The organism is Burkholderia sp. FL-7-2-10-S1-D7, from assembly GCF_001524185.1.
Lineage (GTDB): Bacteria > Pseudomonadota > Gammaproteobacteria > Burkholderiales > Burkholderiaceae > Burkholderia > Burkholderia diffusa.
This window is the reverse complement of sequence record NZ_LOWY01000090.1, coordinates 149966-172303: the sequence shown is the minus strand read 5'-3', so window position 1 is coordinate 172303 and position 22338 is coordinate 149966. Positions and strand designations below refer to the sequence as shown.

General features: G+C 67.6%; 24 protein-coding genes and 2 pseudogenes. 13 read left to right on the top strand and 13 right to left on the bottom strand.

The annotated features are described in order from the left end of the window. Positions 1-13: 13 nt before the first annotated feature. The 3 genes from WS75_RS27345 to WS75_RS27335 form a co-directional block, all read right to left on the bottom strand. Entirely contained in the window at positions 14-604 is a 591-nt protein-coding gene (locus WS75_RS27345; protein ID WP_059685181.1) for a class I SAM-dependent methyltransferase, read from the bottom strand. Between the two features lie 283 nt (positions 605-887). Further along, the gene (gene poxB / locus WS75_RS27340) at positions 888-2609 is read right to left on the bottom strand and encodes a ubiquinone-dependent pyruvate dehydrogenase (RefSeq protein WP_059685251.1); all 1722 of its coding nucleotides are present in this window, start codon (positions 2607-2609) and stop codon (positions 888-890) included. A 275-nt stretch (positions 2610-2884) separates the two neighbouring features. After that, on the bottom strand, positions 2885-3394 hold the full coding sequence (locus tag WS75_RS27335) for an Lrp/AsnC family transcriptional regulator (protein WP_059685178.1): 510 nt from the start codon (positions 3392-3394) through the stop codon (positions 2885-2887). 191 nt (positions 3395-3585) lie between these two features. On the opposite strand from WS75_RS27335, the gene WS75_RS27330 reads away from it, so the two are divergent. Continuing rightward, entirely contained in the window at positions 3586-4602 is a 1017-nt protein-coding gene (locus tag WS75_RS27330; protein ID WP_059685175.1) for a 1-aminocyclopropane-1-carboxylate deaminase, read from the top strand. Positions 4603-4681: 79 nt separating this feature from the next. On the opposite strand, the pseudogene WS75_RS34990 reads toward WS75_RS27330, so the two are convergent. Continuing rightward, positions 4682-4873: pseudogene (locus tag WS75_RS34990) on the bottom strand (sel1 repeat family protein); the annotation flags it as partial. A gap of 335 nt (positions 4874-5208) precedes the next feature. Between WS75_RS34990 and WS75_RS27325 the strand changes: the two are divergent. From WS75_RS27325 to atsR, 3 genes are read left to right on the top strand one after another with little or no spacing between them, the layout of a single operon-like run. Further along, positions 5209-6087, top strand: coding sequence for a helix-turn-helix domain-containing protein (locus WS75_RS27325; RefSeq protein ID WP_059685173.1), 879 nt, complete (start codon positions 5209-5211; stop codon positions 6085-6087). 48 nt (positions 6088-6135) lie between these two features. Next, complete coding sequence (locus tag WS75_RS27320) at positions 6136-6636, top strand: molybdopterin-dependent oxidoreductase (protein ID WP_059685170.1); 501 nt, start codon at positions 6136-6138, stop codon at positions 6634-6636. A 9-nt stretch (positions 6637-6645) separates the two neighbouring features. Then, positions 6646-8457: a hybrid sensor histidine kinase/response regulator AtsR gene (gene atsR / locus WS75_RS27315; protein ID WP_059685168.1), complete on the top strand. Its 1812-nt coding sequence runs from the start codon at positions 6646-6648 to the stop codon at positions 8455-8457. A gap of 58 nt (positions 8458-8515) precedes the next feature. On the opposite strand, the gene WS75_RS27310 is transcribed toward atsR, so the two are convergent. Continuing rightward, positions 8516-8935 (bottom strand): secondary thiamine-phosphate synthase enzyme YjbQ, encoded by a 420-nt coding sequence (locus WS75_RS27310; protein ID WP_059685166.1) that lies wholly within the window; start codon positions 8933-8935, stop codon positions 8516-8518. 10 nt (positions 8936-8945) lie between these two features. After that, positions 8946-9272 carry a thioredoxin family protein gene (locus tag WS75_RS27305; protein WP_059685165.1) on the bottom strand — a complete coding sequence of 109 codons (327 nt, stop codon included), beginning with the start codon at positions 9270-9272 and terminating at the stop codon, positions 8946-8948. Between the two features lie 130 nt (positions 9273-9402). On the opposite strand from WS75_RS27305, the pseudogene WS75_RS27300 reads away from it, so the two are divergent. The 3 genes and pseudogenes from WS75_RS27300 to WS75_RS27290 form a co-directional block, all read left to right on the top strand. Continuing rightward, positions 9403-9651 (top strand): annotated as a pseudogene (locus tag WS75_RS27300) (flavin reductase family protein); the annotation flags it as partial. A 44-nt stretch (positions 9652-9695) separates the two neighbouring features. Next, on the top strand, positions 9696-10028 hold the full coding sequence (locus WS75_RS27295) for a DUF2322 family protein (RefSeq protein ID WP_059605037.1): 333 nt from the start codon (positions 9696-9698) through the stop codon (positions 10026-10028). A 62-nt stretch (positions 10029-10090) separates the two neighbouring features. Continuing rightward, entirely contained in the window at positions 10091-10951 is an 861-nt protein-coding gene (locus tag WS75_RS27290) for a hypothetical protein (protein ID WP_059685163.1), read from the top strand. Between the two features lie 80 nt (positions 10952-11031). On the opposite strand, the gene WS75_RS27285 is transcribed toward WS75_RS27290, so the two are convergent. Both WS75_RS27285 and WS75_RS27280 read right to left on the bottom strand, forming a co-directional pair. Further along, on the bottom strand, positions 11032-11601 hold the full coding sequence (locus WS75_RS27285) for a hypothetical protein (RefSeq protein WP_059685249.1): 570 nt from the start codon (positions 11599-11601) through the stop codon (positions 11032-11034). A 217-nt stretch (positions 11602-11818) separates the two neighbouring features. After that, a complete protein-coding gene (locus WS75_RS27280; protein ID WP_006486309.1) occupies positions 11819-12277 on the bottom strand; it encodes an Lrp/AsnC family transcriptional regulator in 459 nt (152 codons plus the stop codon). 125 nt (positions 12278-12402) lie between these two features. Here WS75_RS27280 and WS75_RS27275 point away from each other — a divergent pair, with 125 nt between their 5' ends. The 3 genes from WS75_RS27275 (at position 12403) to surE (ending at position 14405) form a co-directional block, all read left to right on the top strand. After that, positions 12403-13140, top strand: a complete 738-nt coding sequence (locus WS75_RS27275; protein ID WP_059685161.1) for an AzlC family ABC transporter permease — start codon at positions 12403-12405, stop codon at positions 13138-13140. Beyond that, a complete protein-coding gene (locus tag WS75_RS27270) occupies positions 13130-13432 on the top strand; it encodes an AzlD family protein (RefSeq protein WP_082729762.1) in 303 nt (100 codons plus the stop codon). Before WS75_RS27275 ends, WS75_RS27270 begins: the two co-directional genes overlap by 11 nt. A 193-nt stretch (positions 13433-13625) precedes the next feature. Beyond that, positions 13626-14405, top strand: coding sequence for a 5'/3'-nucleotidase SurE (surE, locus tag WS75_RS27265; RefSeq protein WP_059685159.1), 780 nt, complete (start codon positions 13626-13628; stop codon positions 14403-14405). Positions 14406-14510: 105 nt separating this feature from the next. Here the strand turns inward: surE and WS75_RS27260 are convergent, their stop codons facing one another. The 5 genes from WS75_RS27260 to pdxR form a co-directional block, all read right to left on the bottom strand. Next, complete coding sequence (locus WS75_RS27260) at positions 14511-15332, bottom strand: SDR family NAD(P)-dependent oxidoreductase (RefSeq protein WP_059685157.1); 822 nt, start codon at positions 15330-15332, stop codon at positions 14511-14513. Between the two features lie 69 nt (positions 15333-15401). Continuing rightward, positions 15402-15869, bottom strand: coding sequence for a cupin domain-containing protein (locus WS75_RS27255; protein WP_059685155.1), 468 nt, complete (start codon positions 15867-15869; stop codon positions 15402-15404). Positions 15870-16009: 140 nt separating this feature from the next. After that, on the bottom strand, positions 16010-17362 hold the full coding sequence (locus WS75_RS27250; RefSeq protein WP_059685153.1) for a pyridoxal phosphate-dependent decarboxylase family protein: 1353 nt from the start codon (positions 17360-17362) through the stop codon (positions 16010-16012). Positions 17363-17382: 20 nt separating this feature from the next. Then, positions 17383-17682 carry an ArsR/SmtB family transcription factor gene (locus WS75_RS27245; protein WP_059464945.1) on the bottom strand — a complete coding sequence of 100 codons (300 nt, stop codon included), beginning with the start codon at positions 17680-17682 and terminating at the stop codon, positions 17383-17385. Between the two features lie 125 nt (positions 17683-17807). Next, the gene (pdxR, locus tag WS75_RS27240) at positions 17808-19286 is read right to left on the bottom strand and encodes a MocR-like pyridoxine biosynthesis transcription factor PdxR (protein ID WP_059685151.1); all 1479 of its coding nucleotides are present in this window, start codon (positions 19284-19286) and stop codon (positions 17808-17810) included. Between the two features lie 131 nt (positions 19287-19417). On the opposite strand from pdxR, the gene WS75_RS27235 reads away from it, so the two are divergent. The 3 genes from WS75_RS27235 to WS75_RS27225 all read left to right on the top strand — a co-directional run bounded on the left by WS75_RS27235 (position 19418) and on the right by WS75_RS27225 (position 22249). Further along, positions 19418-19894 (top strand): GNAT family N-acetyltransferase, encoded by a 477-nt coding sequence (locus WS75_RS27235; RefSeq protein WP_059685149.1) that lies wholly within the window; start codon positions 19418-19420, stop codon positions 19892-19894. Between the two features lie 304 nt (positions 19895-20198). Further along, positions 20199-21212 carry a hypothetical protein gene (locus WS75_RS27230; RefSeq protein WP_059685147.1) on the top strand — a complete coding sequence of 338 codons (1014 nt, stop codon included), beginning with the start codon at positions 20199-20201 and terminating at the stop codon, positions 21210-21212. A 227-nt stretch (positions 21213-21439) separates the two neighbouring features. After that, positions 21440-22249 (top strand): TlpA family protein disulfide reductase, encoded by an 810-nt coding sequence (locus tag WS75_RS27225; protein WP_059685144.1) that lies wholly within the window; start codon positions 21440-21442, stop codon positions 22247-22249. The last annotated feature ends 89 nt before the right edge of the window (positions 22250-22338 follow it).

The window sequence follows — 22338 nt, the reverse complement described above, 5'->3', positions numbered from 1 at the left end:
GCGCGCGGTCGCGTCAACCGGTGTGTTCGGTGGCGGCGCTGCGCACGGTCACGATGCGCGCAGGCGGAATATTTGCCCAGACGATACGGCTGCCGCAGGCAACAAATGCCGAATCGCCCAGCGGATGACGGCGGGGGGTGCGCAAATCGTACGTGAATTGAATCATCACGCCGTCGGCCGACAGCACGCGGCTGCATTGATCGACGATGGCCGTCACGTCCTCGCGCGGCAGCGTGCGCAACGGCAGGCACGACACGATCGCATCGACTCGCGCGGCGGGCGGCAGCAGCCGTTCGAGCTGCCGCGCGTCGCCCCACACGATCGACACGTCCGGAAAGCGGCGCCGCAGGTGCTGCACGAACGCCGGCGAGCGCTCGACCACGACGAGGCGACGCGGTGCGACGCCGCGTGCGAGCAACGCCGCGGTGATCGCGCCGGTGCCGCCGCCGAGTTCGACGACCAGCCCGTCGCCATCCGGCACCGCGTCGGCCATCTCGCGCGCCAGATGCCGCGAACTCGGACACAGCGCGCCCACCGCGGCCGGGCGGCCGACCCACTCGCGCACGAACAGTGCCGAGACACGCCACGCGTTCGGCCACATCATTGGCCGGCCTCGAGCGGTTGCGCCGTCGGCTGCGAGGTGCCGAAGGCTTCGTGAAACAGGACTGCGGCGACACGGGGGGCTTTCACGTGCATCCTCCTGGACGAATCGGTCCGTCGCAGGCAGAGCGACGATCAAATCGATTCTAGGAAACGCGAACTTAAGGCGACGTGAAGATTGTCCCTAATAGCCCGCGCCGCCGCATCCGTGAGCGGGCCGCCGACGGGAGCGAAGCAGCGTAACCGCTCGGGAACGAACGGCACGCCGCATCGCGCGCGGCACCGCCTCACCGCAGGTTGGTTCTCGCCAGCTCGACGATCTCGTCGCCGCGCCCGCTCAAGATCGCGCGCAGCATGAACAGGCTGAAGCCCTTCGCATGCGCGAGCTCGATCTTCGGCGGCATCGCGAGTTCGTATTTCGACGTGACGACGTCGACCACCGCCGGCCCGTCGTGCGCGAACGCCATGCGCAATGCCTGCTCGACGTTCTCCGAATGTTCGACGCGTACGCTGAAGATGCCCGCGCCCTTCGCGATCGCCGCGAAATCGGTCGGGCTCAGGTCGACGTTGGTGTCGAGATAGCCGGCCGCCTTCAGCTCCATCGACACGAAGCCGAGCAGGCCATTGTTGTACACGACGATCTTGATCGGCAGGTTGAGCTGGCGTGCGGTCAGCAGATCGCCGAGCAGCATCGACAGCCCGCCGTCGCCCGACAGCGACACGACCTGCCGCCCCGGATGCGCGCCCTGCGCGCCGAGCGCCTGCGGCATCGCGTTCGCCATCGAGCCGTGGTTGAACGAGCCGTGCAACTGGCGCTTGCCGTTCATCGTCAGGTAGCGCGCGGCCCACAGCGTCGGCGTGCCGACGTCGGCCGTGAAGATCGCGTCGTCGGCCGCGACTTCATCGACGATCTTCGTCAGGTATTGCGGATGAATCGCGCGGCCCGGCGGCTCGGCCACCGCGAGATCGTCGAGCCCCTTGCGCGCGGCCGCGTAATGCTTCAGCGCGTTCTCGAGGAAGCGCCGCTGCGTCTTGCGCGTAAGGCGCGGCAGCAGCGCCGCGATCGTTTCCTTCACGGTGCCGACGAGCCCCAACGCAAGCGGCGCGCGGTGCCCGAGCTGCGAGCCTTTGCAGTCGATCTGCGCGACCTTCGCGTTGGCCGGGTAGAACGGCCGATAAGGGAAGTCCGTACCGAGCATCAGCAGCGTGTCGCACGATTGCATCGCGTGATAGCCCGAGCTGAAGCCGATCAACCCCGTCATCCCGACGTCGAACGGGTTGTCCCATTCGACGAACTGCTTGCCGCGCAGCGCATGCACGACCGGCGCGCCGAGCGTATCGGCCAGCGCGACCACTTCGTCGTGCGCGCCCTGCGTGCCGCTGCCGCACAGCAGCGTGACCGCGTCCGACGCGTCGAGCAGCGCCGCAAGCCGGTCGAGATCAGCGTCGGCCGGCAGGATCGACGGCGGCGCCGAGCCGCTCCACGCAGGCGCTTCTTCCGGGCCGTCGCCGAGCGCGATGTCGCCCGGCAGCACGATCACCGCGACGCCGCGTTCCTCGATCGCGGTGCGCATCGCGCGCGCGAGCACGCGCGGGAACTGCGATGCGTTGGTCACGAGTTCCGCGAAATGACTGCACTCGCGGAACAGCTCCTGCGGATGGGTTTCCTGGAAGTAGCCGAGGCCGATCTCGGTCGACGGGATGTGCGCGGCGATCGCTAGCACCGGCTGGTGATTGCGATGGCAGTCGTAGAGGCCGTTGATCAGGTGCAGGTTGCCGGGGCCACAGCTGCCCGCGCACACCGCGAGCCGGCCGGTCGACGCGGCATCGGCGCCGGCCGCGAACGCGGCGCTTTCCTCGTGCCGCGTATGCATCCAGCGGATCGAGCCGATCTGGCTCAGGCTGAACGACAGCCCGTTCAGGCTATCGCCCGTCACACCCCAGATGCGCTCGACGCCCGCCGCCGCCAGCGTCTTCGCCAGGTATTCCGCCATCGTCTGTCTAGCCATCATGCCCTCGCTCATTGATCGGTCGTTACACGATTGATCCGGCTACGGCAGCCGCCGTCGCCGCTGACGGAACGAGCATACGCGATCGTGTCGCGCGGCGTCGTGACGATGCGAGCGTCACGCGCGGCGATGCGGCGGCTAACGGGCGCGGCGCCGTGGCAACGCAGCGCGCGGCACGCCAGTCGTTTTCTCAACGGCGCTGCCCTGCGAGGCGGCGCGCTCCCGGGCCCGCATGCCGTCAACGCAGCCCGCGCGGCCGACCACATCGCGATGCGCTACACCGGCAACGCATGCGTGGACAGAATCTCCTTGAGCACCATGAACGAACGCACCTGCCGCACGCCGGGCAGGTACAGCAGTTGTTCCGCGTGCAAGCGGTTGAAGCTCTCGTTGTCGCGCGTGCGGACCAGCATGAAGTAGTCGAATTCGCCGGTCACCACGTGACATTCGACACACCCCGACACCTTCTGCGCGGCCTTCTCGAATTCGGCGAACGCCTCCGGCGTCGAACGATCGAGTACGAAGCCGATCACGACCAGCATCCCGGCACCCAGCGGCTTCGGGTCGAGCAGCGCGACGATACCGCGAATCAACCCCATCTCCTTCAACCGTTCGACGCGCCGCAGGCACGCCGGCGCGCTCAGCTTCACCTTCGCGGCGAGGCTCACGTTCGAGATCGAGGCGTCCTGCTGCAACTGCCGCAGGATCGCGCGGTCGATGCGGTCGATGCGGTCGAGCACCGGCGCGGCGGCGGCCGGCGAGGCATTGCCGCGATCTAATTTCATTGCGTCTCCTGGACTTTTTGCGAACGAAAATTATCTGTCTGATCCTCATCTCATCGACAACGTAGGCTCGCGTTATTAATTTCGCAAGCTCATTTCGCGTCGTCCTGCCTATCATTTTTCCATTGGGACACGGCGTGCCGGCCGCCCCCGTCCGATGCGAATTCCCGCCCACCGCCTTTCGGAGCTTGTCGATGAACCTGCAACGTTTCCCCCGCTATCCGCTCACGTTCGGCCCGACGCCGATCCAGCCGCTCAAGCGTCTGAGCGCGCACCTCGGCGGCAAGGTCGAGCTGTATGCGAAGCGCGAGGACTGCAACAGCGGCCTCGCTTTCGGCGGCAACAAGACGCGCAAGCTCGAATACCTCGTCCCCGACGCGCTCGCGCAAGGCGCCGACACGCTCGTGTCGATCGGCGGCGTTCAATCGAACCAGACACGCCAGGTCGCGGCCGTCGCCGCGCATCTCGGGATGAAGTGCGTGCTCGTGCAGGAGCACTGGGTCAACTACGATGATCCGGTGTACGACCGCGTCGGGAACATCCAGCTGTCACGCATGATGGGCGCCGACGTGCGGCTCGTTGCCGACGGTTTCGACATCGGCATTCGCCGCAGCTGGGAAGAAGCGATGGAGAGCGTGCGGCAGGCGGGCGGCAAGCCGTATCCGATTCCGGCCGGGTGTTCCGAGCATCCGCTCGGCGGGCTCGGGTTCGTCGGCTTCGCGGAAGAAGTGCGCGAGCAGGAAGCGCAACTTGGCTTCAAGTTCGATTACATCGTGGTCTGCTCGGTCACGGGCAGCACGCAGGCGGGGATGGTCGTCGGCTTCGCGGCCGACGGACGCGCGGACCGCGTGATCGGCATCGACGCGTCGGCAACGCCCGAGCGCACGCATGAACAGATCACGCGCATCGCGCGGCACACGGCCGAACTGGTCGGGCTGGGGCGCGATATCGAAGAGAAGGACGTGGTGCTCGACACGCGCTATGCCGGGCCGGAATACGGACTGCCGAACGATGGCACGTTGGAGGCGATTCGTCTGTGTGCGCGGCTGGAAGGCATGCTGACCGATCCCGTCTATGAAGGGAAATCGATGCACGGGATGATCGACCACGTGCGGCGCGGGGAATTCGAGCCGGGATCGAAGGTGCTGTATGCGCACCTTGGCGGGGTGCCCGCGTTGAGTGCATATAGCGGGATTTTTCGGGAAGGCTGATCGCGCGATGCGGCACGCCGGCGAGGCATGCGCGAAGTCGGCGCGGCCTCGTCGGTCTGCCGCTTCTTGCCGATTTCCACTGGACGGCCGAGCGCATGCGCGAATCCTCGCGACCGTCTGAATCGTCCCTTTTTCGATAGGAAACCTGATCTTTAGGGCGATCAGAACCCCCGGTGTCATCGCAGATCCGCACCGTGTTGCCGGTGACGGACGAATCCTGCGCGCACGCGGCCAACCGCAACGGCCCCGACGCCAGAAAACGGCGAACCATTCTTGTTTTTCCCACGTTCTATTTGCGCCGCACTGCTTCGCGCGCGTACCCGGCTCGCGCGCGGCGGGGCGAATACAATTCACCCACGCCGACACGCGGTCCAAGGCTCTCTCAGGCTCTCTTCGAATCGTTCAGTCACGCGCTGGCTGCCGCTTTCGCTGGGCCGGCCGTTGTCGACACCGGCACCCAAACCTGACGCGGCAAACAATAGTGACGTGGTGAGCAATAATAATGGAGAAAAATGGCATGTCAAGGTGAATCGCGATTTCAAAGTTTGCACATCGCGTCACTTTTGAATATGCTCTTCGTCGCTAAAATCAGGAGACCCCGTCGAGATGTCCAACAGCGAGCAGGCCAATGCCGATCTCATTACCGCAACCAAGGTGCGCGATCTGCTGACACGCAACGGAATTCCGCCGCGCAGTCACAACACGACGATCGCGAACGTGCTGGGCCTCAGTTTCTCGGTCGTCACGCGCAAGATGAAAGGCCTGATCCCGTGGAACCTGTCGCAGTTGCAGGAGATCGCGACGCACTTCGGTGTGCCGCCCGCGATCCTGCTCGACGACAAGGGCACACAGCCGGCCGCCGCCGAGATGATCGACGCGACGCTCGTGATCGAGTCGCGCCGTTTCCGCTGCCGCGCGGCGATCTCGGCGAAGGCCAGCAGCCAGACCGAAACGGATTTCGTCGCGTTGCAGTGGCAGGGCGAATGGATCGTCACCGAACGCCAGCATGCGCGCGAAGGCCGCCTCTATCCGGTCGACGTCATCGAACTGCGCTCGAGCCAGCCGACCGTGTACGCGGCGCGGATCGCCGTGGTCGACGATTCGCGGGACGTCGCCGAGACCGTGTGCGAATACTTCATCGAGAGAGGCGTGAACGCGATTCCGTACCTTGACGGCGCGTCGTTCCGCAAGGCGCTGGAAGTCGAGGATTTCGACGGCTACATCCTCGACTGGATGCTCGGCGACCAGACGGCCGCCGAGCTCGTGCGCGGCATCCGCTCGAGCGAGAACGGCGGCGCGCCGATCTTCCTGCTGACCGGCAAGATCTCCACCGGCGAAGCGAGCGAGGACGAGATCGCGCACATCGTGTCGCACTACAACGCGCGCTGCGAGGAAAAGCCGGTGCGCCTGCCGATCCTGTTCGCCGAAGTCGCGCGCGAACTGAAGATCACACAGGCGGTGACCACGGCCGCCACCGCGAGCTGAGACCACGACGAGAACCGGCCATTCCACGAACACGATAAAGGGAAACACATGCGAATTTCGACCCTCTGGATCAAGAGCCTGATCACGGCCGGCCTGCTCGGCATGGCCGCCGCGAGCTGGGCCGCGTCGTTCACGTTCACCGTCGACGGCAAGATCGGCCGCAGCAACCAGCCCGGCAAGACGACGTTCGTCTTTACCGAGCAGGCGCTGATGGCACTGCCGCAGCACACGATCGTCACGTCGACGAGCTGGACACCGAAAGCGACCTTCACCGGCCCGCGCCTGTCCGACGTGCTGAAGGCCGTCGACGCGCACGGCACGCAGATCGAGTTTCGCTGCATCGACGAATACACGTTCACGATCCCCGTGTCGGACGCCGACCAGTATGGCGTGATCCTCGCGCGCACGATGAACGGCAAGGTGCTCGGCAACGACAACTACGGCCCGCTGTGGATCATGTATCCGCGCGACGAGTATCCCGACGAGCTGAAGACGCCGCTCGGCGAAGCCAAGTTCGCATGGCAGATCATCGGCCTGACCGTGAAGTAAACGCGCAACATGATGCGCGGCCGGTGGAAAAACAGAAAGATCATCCTCGTCCTGGGATCGTTGTGGATCCTGGGATTCGCCGCATGGGCATTCCTGCTGTGGGACCTGCTGGCGACCTCGGTCAACGAGGGCGTGCTCGAAGGACCGCGCGAAGGTGTGTTCTGGACGGCCGCGCAATACCGGAACGCCTACACGCGCTTCGACCGCCAGCTGATCCTCTACTCGACGCACATGGACGACGACTTCGACCACGTGCAGATGCAGCTCGACAGCCTGTCGGTGTCGTTCGGATTCCTGCAGCGGCCGTCTGAAGTGTCCGAATACTGGTTGCGCATCCCGCGCGCCCGCGCGGAAATCGCGGTGCTCGGCGCATTCATGGCGCGCCTGAAGCACGACGTGCCGCTGCTGCGCGACGCACCGAACGATGCGCCGCACGTGATCGACGACGTCAACGCGAACTGGCCGAAGGTCAACGGCCTTGCGAACTACTTCCGCGCGATCGAGATGGCGCAGCGCGACTTCACGTTCCATCAGCTGAAGGAAAAGCAGCGGGCGATCGTGTCGCTCGGCATCATCCTCGGCGTGATCCTGTGCGCGCTGTTCCTGCTGCTGTTCTACACGATGCGCACGCGCGACGACCTGCTCGAACGACAGGACGCCGCGCTCGATGCGGAGCGCAAGGCATCCGATCGCGCGTTCGAGATGATCGAGGCGAAGAACGCATTCCTCGGGATGGTCAGCCATGAACTGCGCACGCCGCTGCAGGCGATCTGCGGTTCGATCGAGATCCTGCTCGCGCGGCCGCAGTCCGACGCCAACCTGAAGACGATCCGGCGGCTGCAGAATTCCGCGTCGTCGCTCGAAGCGCTGGTCAAGGACCTCACCGATTACATCAAGCTGCGCTCGACCAAGCGCCTCGCCGAAACCGAAACGGTCGGCATGGCGTCGCTGCTCGCCGAGGTGCTCGATCCGCTGCGCGAGAAGATCGCGACGAAGCGGATCGCCGTCGCGCAGCGCGTCGAGCCACACGACCTGGCGATCCGCTCCGATCGCAAGCTGTTGCGTCAGGTGCTGTCGAACCTGATCGAGAATTCGGTGAAATACACCGTCGACGGATCGATCGACGTATCGATCATGCTCGTCGACGCGCCGGCCGGCCGGCAACTGAAACTCGCCGTGCGGGACACGGGCGCCGGTATCGCAAAGCAGCATCTGCCGAAGATCTTCGAGCCGTTCTACCGCGCGAACGACGCGGTCGGCCTGCATGTGGACGGAATCGGGATGGGGCTCGCGGTCGTACGCGAGATCGTGACGACGCTGCGCGGCCACGTGGACGTGCGCAGCGTCGTCGGCGAAGGCAGCGAGTTCGTCGTGACGCTGCCGGCCGAGGTGCCGGATGCCGGCGACACGACCGGCGACGCGCCCGCGTGGCCGGCCGCCGCCGCGCATCGCAACCGTCGCGCGCTCGTGGTCGACGACAACGACAACGCGCGCGAAACGCTCGGCGCGATGCTCTCGGCGCTCGGCCTCGACGTCGACCTGTGCGGCACCGGGCAGGAAGGCATCGCCAGTTTCGGCGAGACGCATTACGACCTCGTCGTGCTCGATCTCGAACTGCCGGACGTGAGTGGCTTCGAAGTCGCGCGCCGCATCCGGATGGTCGCGCAACCGGACGACGACGGAAAGTTTCCGTCGATTCTCGGTGTCAGCGCATACGAATCGGCCGCGCTGCGCGAGAACCAGCGGGTGTTCGACGAATTCCTGCCGAAGCCCGTTCACCTGCGCGAACTTGGCGCGCTCCTCGAGAAGCTGCTCGGCTGAGCGTGGCCGCGATGCGCGACGGGCGGGCCTTCTGGCCTGCCCGTTGCGCGTTTCCCGCTTACTCGCCGATCAAATGCAGCACGATGTCACGCCGATGCGCGGCGCGACGATGCTCGAACAGATAGATGCCCTGCCACGTGCCGAGCACCATGCGTCCGTGCTCGATCGGGATCGACAGCTGCACTTGCGTGAGCGCCGTGCGCAGATGGGCGGGCATGTCGTCGGGGCCTTCCGTGTCGTGCTCATAGCGCGTGTCGTCTTCGGGTGCGAGCGTCGCGAAGTAACGTTCGAGATCGCGCTGCACGGACGGATCCGCGTTCTCCTGGATCAGCAGCGACGCGGACGTATGACGGCAGAACACGGTCAGCAGCCCGGTGCGGATCGCGTGCTGGTCGACGAATGCGCGCACTTGCGGCGTGAACTCGACGAGGCCGCTGCCGCGCGCGTCGACACCGATATGCGTGATGGCCTGTTGCATGACGACGACCTCAGGCGAGCGCGGCGAAGCCGTCGGCCTCGATCTGCCTGGCATCGGCGGGGCGCACGACGCGCGCGACTTCGACCCCGTCGCGCAGGAATACCAGCGTCGGCCACAGCTTCACGCCGAACGAACGGCCGAGCGGCCGACCCGGGCCATCCTCGATCTTCAGGTGCCGCACGGCCGGATGCGCGGAGAACGACGCGACGATCGCAGGCTGCGCGCCCGCGCAGATTCCGCACCAGTTCGTGCCGAATTCGATGACGGTCGCACCGGCCAGTGCGTCGACTTCCGCGCGCGTCGGCGCGTTGGCGGAGTAGCGTTGCTCGATGTCCATCGGGCCCTCGTGTGCAATTGCGGAGCGTGGCCACGGCGTGCCGGCGTGGGCGACACATGCGGCCTTCGGTTTCCTACTGTAGCGGAAAAGCACGCGCGATGCCGCAGGCGGCCGCGCTGTGCGAGCGGCCCTGCGCGGCCGCATCTGCGCATTCGAGGTGCGCATCCAGCGCGTTCACGTCCGTCCCGACTTGCTGATGGACGGTCATCCGGACCGCATCGATCCGGACAAATGGTCGCCGCTGATCATGCGTTTTCAGAAGTGCTATGGCCTCGCGCCGCATCAGGTGCATGCGTCACGGCTCGCCGGGATTCCGGAGCGCGCCTATCGCAGCCCCGACATCGATCGCGCGCGCGAAGCGGGCATGTCGATCGGATAAGATACGGGCCGATCGACCCATGACCGAACCGACGGAGTGTTTCAGTGATTCAACCGACCCAAGTATTCAAGGACAACCTCGCGCAACTGCCGGCCATCGAAGGCGTCGCGCGCATCGATCTCGTCGGCGCGAACGGCGACGTGGTCGCCAGCATCGAGAATCAGCCGGGCAAGCAGGGCTCGCTCGCGGTGTACAACTACCTGAAGCAGGCATTCGGCACGCTCGACGCGAAGGCCGCCGAGCACGGCCTCGCCGTGTTCGCGGAGCACACCGCCGACGCGCGTAACCGCCCGGGTGCACACCCGAACGTCGATCGTCTGCTGGCGATCGTCGACGGCGGCGAGGCGCTGCGGATCGACGTGGTCGCGAAGGCCTGAATGTCCAACGACGGGCACGCACGCAAACGGTCGATGCCCGTTCTTTCCCGAAGACCCTCCACATGCGTCGCATGACTGTCCAGCCGATTGCCCGTCGCGTTGCATCGATCGCCGCCCTCGCGTGTATCGCGCTCGTCGGCGCGGCATCCGCCGAGACGCTGCGCACGGCTTCCGATATCGCCGGCGCGTCGCTGGTTCCGCTCGGCGCGCTGCCGCACTCGCCGGAGAACGGCACGCTCGACGCGTTCTGTGCGCAATATCGTGCCAAGACCGCAACCGCGGCCGGCCGCGACGTAGCGAAGCTCGGCTGGATCGTGACGTCGGAAGCGCCGCTCGGCCGCTACACGGTCGTCACGTTCGCGAGCGGTTTCAAGCCGGGCACAAGCGCGATCTGTTACGCGCGCAACGCAAACATCGGCGTCTTCGACGGCACGACGCTCGTCGCGCTCGGCTATACGGCACGCTCGGCCGGCTGGCAGCTCGGCTCGGTCGAGTTGCTGGAAAGCGGCGCGCTGCTCGTCTGGGGTGGCGATGGCCCGTCGGCGCCCGTCGGCGAGTTGCGCGAAGCGCATGGCGGCTTGCGGCTGACCGCGGTCGCCGCCGAACGCACGTACTGCCACGGGCGTGCGGTCGTGCCCAACGTGTACGGCAAGCCACTCGACGCGGCGCGCAAGATCCTGATCTCGCATGGCTGGCAGCCGCTGCGTCCGCGCGAGAAGCCGGACCCGCTGGACGGCGCGGCCACGCTCGCGAAGCACGGGGTCATCGAAGCCGAAGCGTGCTCGGGCACCGGCATGGGGTATTGCGCGCTGCGGTATCGGAGCGCGGCCGGCGTGCTCGGTGTGACGACGGCCGGCGGCGAGCCGGACACGCCGTCGGCGAATACCGTGATCGATTATCAGGTGGCTTGCAGGAAACAGTGATCGGCGCGGTGGCGTTCGCTTGATTCATCGCTCCCGGCCGCCCGTTGCTCGAGCGGCCCGCGCTGCCGCGTCGGCAATCGTCAGCGATTCGCGCCGAGCGCCACGCGCAGCCGCTCCATCAGCCGCGTGTAGTGCCGCACCACATCGGCCTTGTCCGTCACGTTCGCGGTCGAGAACCGCTCGGACCACGCGGCCTTCCACTCATACGTGCCGTGCACGCTGCGGTCGCCGTCCGGCGACTGGATCAGCGAGCGAATCCGCGCGTCGCGCCCCGGCCCCGTATGCATCTCGAACAACGCGTGGATGAACGTGTGATACGCGTCGTACACGTCGTCGTCGAACAGGTAGCGGTAGATGTGAAACGTGCGGTCGAGCTCGCGCTTCGCGCGGATCACGTCGTCCGGCGAGATGTCCTTCCAGTAGCCGATCCACGTGTAGAAGCACAGCAGCGCATTGAGCTGCGGCGCGACCGTGTCGTACAGCGTGAGCCGCTTCTCGATCAGCCGCTGGTTGGTCCACTGCACGAGCTCGAGCCGCTTCAGCCGGCGCGCGACGAGCCAGCCGAGACACGCGACCGACAACGGCGTCAGCACGCCGAGCACGAGCTTGACGATTTCCAGCGAATTCCACGGATTGTTGAACGGCTGCATGAATGGCTCGACAAGAGGAACGCACCGCCCGGCGGATCGCATCGCGCTGCGCGCGGATTCGTCGATCCCTTCGCGGTTGACCGTTAGTTGCTTGCGCATCGAAATCGCACCGTGATGCAGCCGGCGCGCGGCGAGGCGGCTCGTCCTCCCAGTGTATCGGCCAAATGTCACCGGCCGGTGACGACTCGCCGAGTCGTCGTCATGCGCCCGTGCCGCGTTATGTCGGCAGCGCCGACGTGAGCTTGACCTTCTGCATCGGAATGTCGGTCTTCACGCTGAGCACGCCCGGGATGCGCGTCAGGTATTCCATCTGGAAGCGCCGGTAGTCGTCGATGTCGGCCGCCACCACGCGCAGCAGGAAATCGCAGTCGCCGGCCATCAGGTGGCATTCGACCACTTCCGGCATCTGCTGGACGGCCTCCGCGAAGCGGTTCACGGATTCGGCGTCCTGCCCCTTCAGCCACACGCGCGTGAAGATCGTCAGCCCCTTGCCGACCTTCGCCGGGTTCAGCACGGCAACGTATTTCTCGATCACGCCCGCTTCCTCGAGCAGCCGCACGCGCCGCAGGCACGGCGACGGCGACAGCCCGACCTCGTGCGCGAGTTCCACGTTCTGCATGCGGCCGTCGCGTTGCAGCGCGCTCAGGATCCGACGGTCGATAGCGTCAAGCTTCATTGGCATCAAATTCCAAAAAAATCGCAAATCACTCACTCAATGCCAAATTTTCATGAATATCGATCCGCAACGCAACCCGATTCGAGTCAAAAAAGCAGACAATCCTCCTCCCCGTAGGAGGAGCAATGAGCAGTAGCGTTTCAACGTCGTCCGGGCTTCGCGACAAGCCCGCCTATGTCGCCGAGATGGGCCGCGGATTGCGCGCGGCGCTGCCCGTCATGCTGGGTTTCGTGCCGTTCGCGCTGGTGCTCGGCGCGCAGGCCGCGCAAAAAGGGCTGAGCCTGTTCGAGGTTCCGATGATGACGGGCCTGAATTTCGGCGGCGGCTCCGAATTCGCGGCGATCCATCTGTGGACGTCGCCGCCGCACATTGCGCTGATCGTCGCGATGTCGTTCCTCGTGAATTCGCGCCACATCCTGATGGGTGCGGCGTTCGCGCCGTACATCCGGCGCCTGCCGCGCCACCGCGCGTTCGCCGCGCTGTTCTTCATGTGCGACGAAAGCTGGGCGATGTCGCTCGCCGACGCGCGTTCGCGCTCCGCCACGCACATCAGCGTTCCGTATTACGCGGGCGTATGCGCCGGGCTGTACCTGACGTGGATCTCCATGACGACGCTCGGCGCCGCGGTCGGCCCGACGATCGGCAACGTCGAGCAGTACGGCTTCGACATGGCGTTCACGGCCGTGTTTCTGGTGCTGCTGCGCGGGATGTGGAAAGGCATGCGCGCGAGCCGTCCGTGGCTCGTGAGCCTCGTCGTCGCGGCCGCCACACACCTGGCCGTGCCCGGCGCGTGGTACGTCCCGGCCGGCGCGTGCGCGGGACTGATCGCCGCACTGCTGTGGGAGCCGCGCGATGCTGCCTGATTTCGCGACGGTCGCGACCATCGTGCTGATGGCGTCGACGACCTACCTGTCGCGCATCCTCGGCTACGTGCTGCTGCGCAACCGCACGCTGAGCCCGCGGATGGCGTCGGTGATGGAGAACGTGCCCGGTTGCGTGCTGATCTCGGTGATCGCGCCGGCCTTCGTGTCGACGCGCCCGGCCGATCTGCTCGCACTCGCCGTCACGCTGATCGCGGCGACCCGCCTGTCGATCCTGCCGACCGTCATCGTCGGGGTCGCATCGGCCGGCCTGCTGCGGCATCTGCTCGGGTAATCGGCGAACGCGGTTCCGAACGCCGCGCGGGCGGCACCTCGAACCGGAAAACGGGCGCGCCATGCGCCCGTTTTCGCATCCGCGCGCCGGCTGCGGCGCTGCATGACGCGGCACGCGTCACGACGGGATGCTAGCCTTGCGGCTGTACCCGCGATGCCTTCCCCCTCATTGCCTGCCTGCGAGGATCGTCCCGATGCAAGAAACCCGCCCGCTGTTCGACCGCGTCCTGCTCACCAACGACGACGGAATCGACGCCCCCGGCCTTGAAGTGCTCGAACAGGTCGCCACGCAACTGGCACGCGAAGTCTGGATCGTCGCCCCGGCGGAAGACCAGAGCGGCACGTCGCATTCGTTGAGCCTGCACGAACCGCTGCGCGTGCATCGCAAGGGCGAGCGCCGCTTCGCCGTGCGCGGCACGCCGGGCGATTGCGTCGCGATCGCGGTCAGCCACCTGATGAAGGACGCACGGCCCGACGTCGTGCTGTCCGGCGTGAATCGCGGCGCGAACCTCGGCACCGAAACGGTGTTCTCGGGCACCGTCGGCGCCGCGATGACGAGCATGCTGGTCGGCGTGCCGGCGATCGCGCTGAGCCAGGCGTTCCGCGACCGCAACGCGGTGCCGTGGCATACGGCGCTCACGCATGCGCCGGACGTGATTCGCCGGCTGGTCGCGGCCGGCTGGGACAGCGACGCATGCCTCAACGTGAATTTCCCGGCGCGGCCGGCCGACGACGTGCTTGGCTTGAAGGTGACGAACCAGGGCGCCGGCACGCTGCAGGGCGTCGAAATCGTATCGGGGCGCGATCCGCGCGACATCGAATACCACTGGCTGAAACTCGCGCGCGCACCGCGCGACGACGATGCGGATTCGGAAACGGTCGCGCTCGACGAAGGCTACATCGCGGTCACGCCGCTGAAATTCGAACGCACGCACGACCAGGCGCTCGCGCGGCTGCGGTCGAGCCTCGGCTGACCTCGGGGGTGATACCGGCTGGCGGCTTCGCCGCCGGCGCGCAGCACCCCGGCACAAAGCCGCCCCCGCCGCCTCACCGCACCGGCCGCATCACCTGTGCCCGGGTCACGTCAGGTTCAATCCCCCGTCGAGCATCACGATTTCGCCCGTCACGTAATCGGACGCGACGAGCATCGCGACCGTCTGCGCGACGTCGTCCGGCGTCGCCGCGCGGCGCATCGGCGCGTGCTCGCGCCAGAGCTGCTGCGCGGCGGTCCAGTCGGCGGTCAGCGGCGTATCGACGAGCCCCGGCGCCACCGCATTGACGCGAATCGCCGGCGCGAGCGTGCGCGCCAGCAAGCGCGTCGTGTGATTGAGCGCGGCCTTCGCCGCCGCGTACGGAATCGACGCGCCCTTCGGCCGCACGCCCGCATGCGAGCTGACGTTGATCACGCACCCGGCGCGCCCGCTCGACGCGGCTGCGAGCAGCGCGGGCTGCGCTTCGGCGACGAGCCGGAACGGCGCGATCACGTTGATTTCGTGCATCTCGTGCCACACGTCGGGCGTCGCGGCGGCGAGATCGTCGTGCGGAATCACGCGGCTGACGCCCGCGTTGTTGATCAGCACGTCGAGGCGGCCATGCACCGCCACCGCGTCGCGGATCAGCCGCACGCGCTGCGCATCGTCGGCGAGATCCGCCTGCACGTAGGCCGCGCCGAGTTCGCGCGCCATCGCGCGACCGGTTGCAGCGGAATTGCGCGAATGCAGGATCACGGCATAACCGTCCGCCGCCAGCCGTCGCGCGATGGCCGCGCCGATCCCCGACGTCGATCCGGTGACGAGCGCGACGGGCCGCTGCACGCGCGACGCGCGCGGCTCGGTGACGGTTTCGGTTTCAGGTTCCGTTTCGAAGATGGGGGCATTCATCGGCGGATGCGGCGCGTCCATGGCGTGGAATCCTGTCAGTGGCGTTCCCGCATCATAAGCATGACGACGGCCGATGCGGATGCGTGCCGTTTACGGCCGTTTCGGCAGCTCGACGAAATCCTCGAGCTCGCCGGCGATGTAAAGCCGCTTGCCGATTCTCGGGTATTCGCAGACGTCGTGTTCGAGGCGCTGGCCGAGGATGAACAGTTCCAGCGGCACGTCGCCCGTGTTCTGCAACGTGTGCGCATCGCCGCCGCGCGGAAAGCCGAGAAAGTCGCCCGGCCCGATTTCGCACGTGCGTTCGCCGATCGTGGCCGTGCCGGTGCCGGACAGCACGTACACGCATTCTTCCTCGTACAGGTGGCGGTGGTATTCGGCCGATTCGTGGCCGGGCATCAGCGTGAGCAGGTGGGCGCCGATTTGCGTGAGGCCGGTCAGGTCGCTGAGCTGTCGTTTGAGGCGGACGGCGTTGGGATTGAGCGAATGCACCGCGCGGGTCGGTTCCATTTTCGCGATGTCGGCGGCTTTCAGCAGTTCCCGGGGAGGTGTCGTGGACATGGGGATCTCGTCAGCGTCAATGCAGCGGTTGAACGCGCCGCCCGGGCGGGCGCGGCGAGCATGCCGCGCTATTGTCCGACATTTTCACGCGGACGAGATCACCGGCATGCGCGTCGTCGACCGCGACCCGGCGACGTCGATCAGCCCGCGCGCACGCCGCGCAGCTTCGTCAGCAACGCGATGAGGCGATCGATGTGTTCGTCCTCCGTGCGCCACGACGACACGCTGATCCGGAACGCCGGCCGCCCCTGCCACACGGTCTGCCCGAACCATACGTCGCCCGAATCCTGCGCGGCCTGCAGGATCGCGATCGTCTCGTCGTCGGTGCCGGCGCGCACGAGCACCTGATTCAGCACGACGCGGTTCAGCACGTCGTAGCCGGCCGCGCGCAGACCGTCGGCGACGCGCTGGGCTTGCGCGCAATGCCGTTCGACCAGCGTCGCCACGCCGGCGCGGCCGAGCGCGCGCAACGCGGCCCACACCGGAATGCCGCGCGCCCGCCGCGAGAACTCGAGGTTGAGGTTCTTCTGCGCGTCCTGCGCGCCGCTCAGGTAAACGGCATCGCTGTTCATCGCGGTCGCGAGCGCGGCCGCGTCGCGGCAGATGACCATCGCGCCGTCGTACGGCGTGTTGAGCCACTTGTGGCCGTCGGTGGTCCAGCTGTCCGCGCCGTCGATGCCGTTGGTCAGCGCGCGCTTCGACGACGCGCGCGCCCACAGCCCGAACGCACCATCCACATGCACCCACGCGCCGACGGCCTGCGCGCGCGGAATCAGCGCCGCAAACGGATCGAACTCGCCGGTGTTCACTTCGCCGGCTTGCACGCAGAGGATCGTCATGTCGTCGAGCGGCGGCAATTGCGCGGGATCGATGCGGCCGTGCGCGTCGACCGGCGCGACGATCAGGTGCTTCATCCCGAAGCCGAGCACCCGCAGCGCCTTCTTCACCGTGATGTGCGCAAGCTCGGAGAGCACGACCTTCACCTCGGGCGCGCCGATCAGGCCTTCTTCGTCGACGTCCCAGCCCTTGCGCGCGAGCAGCGCACGCCGCGCGGCCACCAGCGCAACCAGCGTGCAGGCCGTGGCGCTCGTGCCGAAGCCGACCGCGCTGTCTTGCGGCAGCCCGAGCACGTCGACGACCCAGCGCGCGGCCTGCCGCTCGATCGTCGCGGCCACCGGCGAATTCGCGAACGACGACGCGCACTGGTCCCACGCAAGCATCAGCCGCTCGGCCGCCGCCGCGGCCGGCAGCGTCGCGCCGATCACGAAGCCGAAGTAGTTCGGGCCGTTCGATGCGACCGTCGCGGGCGTGCCGCGCTCGTCGAGCAGGCGCAACACGTCGTCGGCCGGGTAGCCCGTATCGGGCAGCGGTTCATCGAAGGCCGACAGTCCGGCGAGCGCGGCCGCATCGGGATAGGCGCGCCGTTCGCCAGTCGCGGCGAGATACGCGTGCGCGCGCCGATCGGCGTCGGCCAGCAGGGCGAGTTCGTCCATGTCGTTTGCCTCTGGGAAGATCAGAGTTGCAGGAGATCGCGGCCCAACTGATGCAGCGCATCGTCGATCCGCTTGTAGTACGTGAACTTGCCGACGCGCGTCGCCTGCACGAGCCCGGCATCCGCGAGGATGCGCATGTGGCGCGTGGTCGTCGCCGGCGCGATGCCGAGCTTCTCGGTGATGTACGTGCAGCACACGCCGAGTTCGTCGAAGTCGCCATGCGGCTGCGGCGGGAAATGCTTGCGCGGCTGCTTGAGCCAGCGCATCACGGCCAGACGGCTTTCGTTGGCCAGTGCGCTGATGCGGGTGACGTCGTCCATGGTTCGGCCTCGTTTAACGTTTCGAATATTAGCTAAATGACGAAACGTGGGCAACTGCTTCCGGGATTTCCGCGTTCGTGGTCGCGCGCGAAGCCGGGTCGCCCGCTACCGCGCCGCATCGGACGTCACCGCCCGGCCAACGCGCGGTCGATCATCTCGCCGATCCGCCGCGCGAGCGCGTCCATCCGCTCGGCCGGCACGCCGCCGTAGCCGAGCACGAGCCCGTTGTAGCCGTGCGCCGTGCCCGGCAGGCAGAACGACGACAGCGGCCGCAGGATCAGCCCGTGCGCCTGCGCGACGCGGCTCAGCGCCGTGTCCGCCACCGGCACGTCGAGCCGCGCGGACAGATGCATGCCGCCCGCGCCGCCCGACACCGTCAGCCGCGTGCTCAATCGCCGCGCCAGCGCGTCGTGCAGCGCGTCGCGCCGCTCGGCATACACGCGGCGCATGCGCCGCAGATGCCGCGTGAAATGCCCGGCCTCGATGAAATCCGCGAGCGCGCGCTGCTCGACCGCGCGGCCCTGCAACATCAGCGCGCCCGCCGCGTCGCGCAGCGGCCGCGCAAGCGCGGGCGGCACGACCATGAAGCCGAGCCGCAACGCGGGAAACATCACCTTGCTGAACGTGCCGAGGTAGATCACCGGCGCATCGTCCGCGAGCCCCTGCACGGCCGCGTGCGGCGCGCCGTGGTGGCGAAACTCGCTGTCGTAGTCGTCCTCGACGATCCATGCGCCGGCCGCGCGCGCCTGCGCGACGAGCGCGAGCCGCCGTTCGAGGCTCATCACCGCGCCGAGCGGATACTGGTGCGACGGCGTGATGTAGACGAGCTTCGGCGGACGATCGCGCCAGTCGTCCGGATGCGGCGCCAGCCCCTGCGCATCGACGCCGATCGGCTCGACGCGCAGCTCGGCCGCGAGAAACGCGTTGCGCGCACCGTGGTAGCCGGGGTTCTCGATCCATGCGACGTCGCCCGCGTCCGCCAGCGCGCGGGCGCACAGGTCGAGCGCGCCCTGCGTGCCGTCGGTGACGATCACCTGCGCGGCGTCGCAACGCACGCCGCGCGATGCGCGCAAATAGCCGGCGATCGCGTCGCGCAACACCGCGTCACCTTCCGCGGACTGATAGCCGAGCTGCGCCGGCCCCGCCGTGCGCCATGCGCGTTCGACGCAGCGCCGCCACTGCGCGAGCGGGAATTCGTCGACGGCCGGCACGCCCGGCATGAACGGCAGCGATTCGTCGAGGCCGCTCGTCGCGCGCTCGGCCTGCGCGACGCGCCGCGACAGCATCGCCACATCGCCGGCAGGCGCCGCAGCGGCGATCCGCGACCCGCACAAACCCATCCGGGCGACCACCGTGCCCTGCCGCGTGCCGGTCACGAACCCTTCCGACGCGAGCCGCTCGTACGCGTACAGCACCGAGTTGCGCGCGATGCCGAGTTCGTCGGCCAGCGTGCGCGACGCGGCAAGCCGCGCGCCTTCGGCGATCCGGCCGCTCAGGATCGCGTCGCGCAGACACGCGTACAGCCGCTGCTGCTGCGACATCCGCGCGGCAGCGTGCGGCCCCGCCTCGCGCTCGAAGGTGGACAGCAGCACCGCGTAATCCATCGTGGCTCCAGAATGTGGGAATGTCATGGGTCTACACATGGTGCCACGAACTTTCTATCGTGGATGTCCGTTCTCGTTTCCGGCCGCGCCGGCAACGCTTCATTTCATCCATCCTCGAAAGGTTCGCGACCATGAACGCTACCAACACCGGCCTGATCGTCCGCCCCGTGCGCGAAGACGATCTCGACAACTGGCTGCCGCTATGGGACGGCTACAACCGCTTCTACGGCCGCTTCGGCGACACCGCGCTGCCGCGCGAGATCACGCAGCTCACGTGGTCGCGCTTCTTCGACGGCTACGAGCCCGTGCATGCGCGTGTCGCGGAACGCGACGGCCGGCTCGTCGGGCTCGTGCATTTCCTGTATCACCGGAGCACGACGCTGATCGGGCCAACCTGCTATCTGCAGGATCTTTTCACGCTCGAGAGCGAACGCGGCAAGGGCGTGGGCCGCGCGTTGATCGAAGCCGTGTACGACGCCGCGCAGGCGCAACGCGCCGAACGCGTGTACTGGCAAACGCACGAGACGAATCACACGGCGATGCGGCTCTACGACACCGTCGCGGAAAAGACCGGATTCGTGATCTACCGGAAGGTCTTGCCACGTTGATCATGCCGCATGCGGCGGCGGCTTCACGCTAGCGGCCGCGCCTTGATCTACCGGAACAGCGGCGCGCGCGACCACGGCTTCTGCGTGTCCGGGTCGACGCGGTCAGGCGGCGGCAGCGATCAGCCCGCGAAATGCTTCGACAACCCGTCGCGCGCCGCAGCCGATTGCCAGTGCGTGGCCGCTGCCGCGGCCGGTTTCCGTTTCCGGCGGCGGCGTCCTACAGTCACGAGAGACGGCATGCGGCGCCGCCCACTTTCACGTTGCGTCGCGTGCGCCGATACGCACCCGATTCCGAGGAATGTCCATGCCGAGTATCGTCGCCGGTCCCGCCCATCTCACGCCGAGCCCCGTCGCCGCCGAAACGCGCATGGTGCACGACGTCGCCACGCTGCAGCCGTCGGACTATCGTTCGGCCGACGGTGCATCGTGGGTCATCGCCACCCTCACGCCGGCCCCGGACAGCGGCGACAACGTGACCGGCACGACCTACTTCGATACCGCGAAACAGCAAACCGTCGCGGTGCCCGACGCGCGCCGGCGATATGCGAACCGCGGCACCTGGCAGGTCGTCGCGAGTTCGAGCCCGTCGGTGCCTGCCACCGGCCGCTACGACTGGCTGACGCTCGCATGGCTGCCGATCAACCGGCGGCCGCTGCCGCAAACGCCCGAGCATCTGTATTCGCCGTTCATTCACGGCGGCACGATCGTCTACCGGTGGAATCCGGCCGCGCAAGGCGGCGAGCAATTCGGCAACGTGCGGATGATCTTTCCGGAGTGGCAGCAGCAGGTGGCGGACGTGCTGCGCGGCGCGCCCGGCGCCGTCGCACAAGCAGCGGCCGCCGCGTCCGCATCCGCGCTCGATCGCGTGAAGCAGGACGGCAACCCGATGGCCGCGGTGCTCGACTTCGGCGCCGCGCTGCATGAGGAACCGGCCGACCGGATCGCCGCACGCCTGCCGGCATTGCTGCACGCGAACGACCTGCACGAAGTGTCGGCGATCGTGTTCCAGTGCATCGCCGCATCGCGCGAAGCGGACCGGCCGCGCTTCGTCGAAGCGATCAGCGGGTCGATCTTCTCGATCGACGACAGCGCGCGCCTGCTCGCGATCGCCTACGGCGCGTTCGCGGCCGGCAGGGCGAAGGCGCGTCCGTTCAGCGATGCGGCGCAGGCCGCGCGCATCAACGACGTGTTCGCGGCACTGAAGCAGCGGACGTCGACACTCGGCGTGCCGGTCGGTCAGGGTTCGCCGTGGTACGAGTTCTTCACAGCGTACCGGCTCGGCGGCGCGTCGCCTGGCTCCGGCGGAAACAGGCAGTAATTGCCGGTGCCGCGCGATCGTCAGTCGACCTGATGCTTCGAGATGCTTCGACGAATGCAACGTCATCCTGAATGCGGGTACTCAGCATGCAATGCGCGGGCGCAGGGCGACGCATGTCGCGCGCGCAACGGGAACCCGCGTGTGTCGCGCAGGGTCGAAACGCCACATGACCGGCAACGGTGTCGCCTTCACCGGTCGATCCACGATCCCCGCACCTTTTTCTTCCCATGTTGAGCATCGGTCCCTTCTCGATCCGCGTCGTCGCGGTAGCCGCCGCCGCGCTGCTGGCGTGGCTCGTCGCCCGCTTCATCCAGCGCCGCCCGCCCGACGGCCAGCACAAGACCGCATCGAGCCTGATCCTCGACGTGCTGCTGCTCGGGCTGGTCGCCGCGCGCGTCGGCTATGTCGTGCGATGGTGGCGCGAATATGCGGCGGCGCCACGCGCCATCATCGCGCTCGGCGACGGCGGCTTCGACTGGCGCATCGGCGTCGCCGCCGCGCTCGTGTTCGCCGTGTGGCGGCTGCGTCGCCTGCCCGCCCTGCGCCGCCCGGTGGCAGCCGGCATCGTCGCGGGTCTCGCCGCATGGGGCATCGAGCAAGGCACGCTCGCGACGCTGCAGCGCACCGCGCCGCCGTTCGCCGCGATGCAGCTCGAAGCGCTCGATTCGACGCCCGTGCTGCCGCAACGCTTTGCCGGCAAGCCGGTCGTCGTGAACCTGTGGGCGACGTGGTGCGCGCCTTGCCGGCGCGAGATGCCGATCCTCGAACAAGCGCAGCGCGAGCATCCCGGCATCACGGTGCTGATGCTCAACCAGGGGGAAAACGCGCAAGCGGTGCGCGCGTTCCTCGAACAGCAGGGGCTACGCTTCGACAACGTGCTGCTCGATCCGCCGTTGCGTGCGATGCATGCGTACGGGTCGCGCGGGCTGCCCACGACGCTGTTCTTCGATGCGAAGGGCGAGCTCGTCGAATCGCACATGGGCGAGATCACCGCCGCGCGGTTGAAGGACGCCGTGGCAGAGCGCTTCGGTCAGTAATCCCGTCGGCAGCCTGCGCGAGGCCATGATCGATCGTCGATGGCCGCGCGCGTTCCCGCTGCCGCGGCTGCCCTGCCCACGACCTGTCG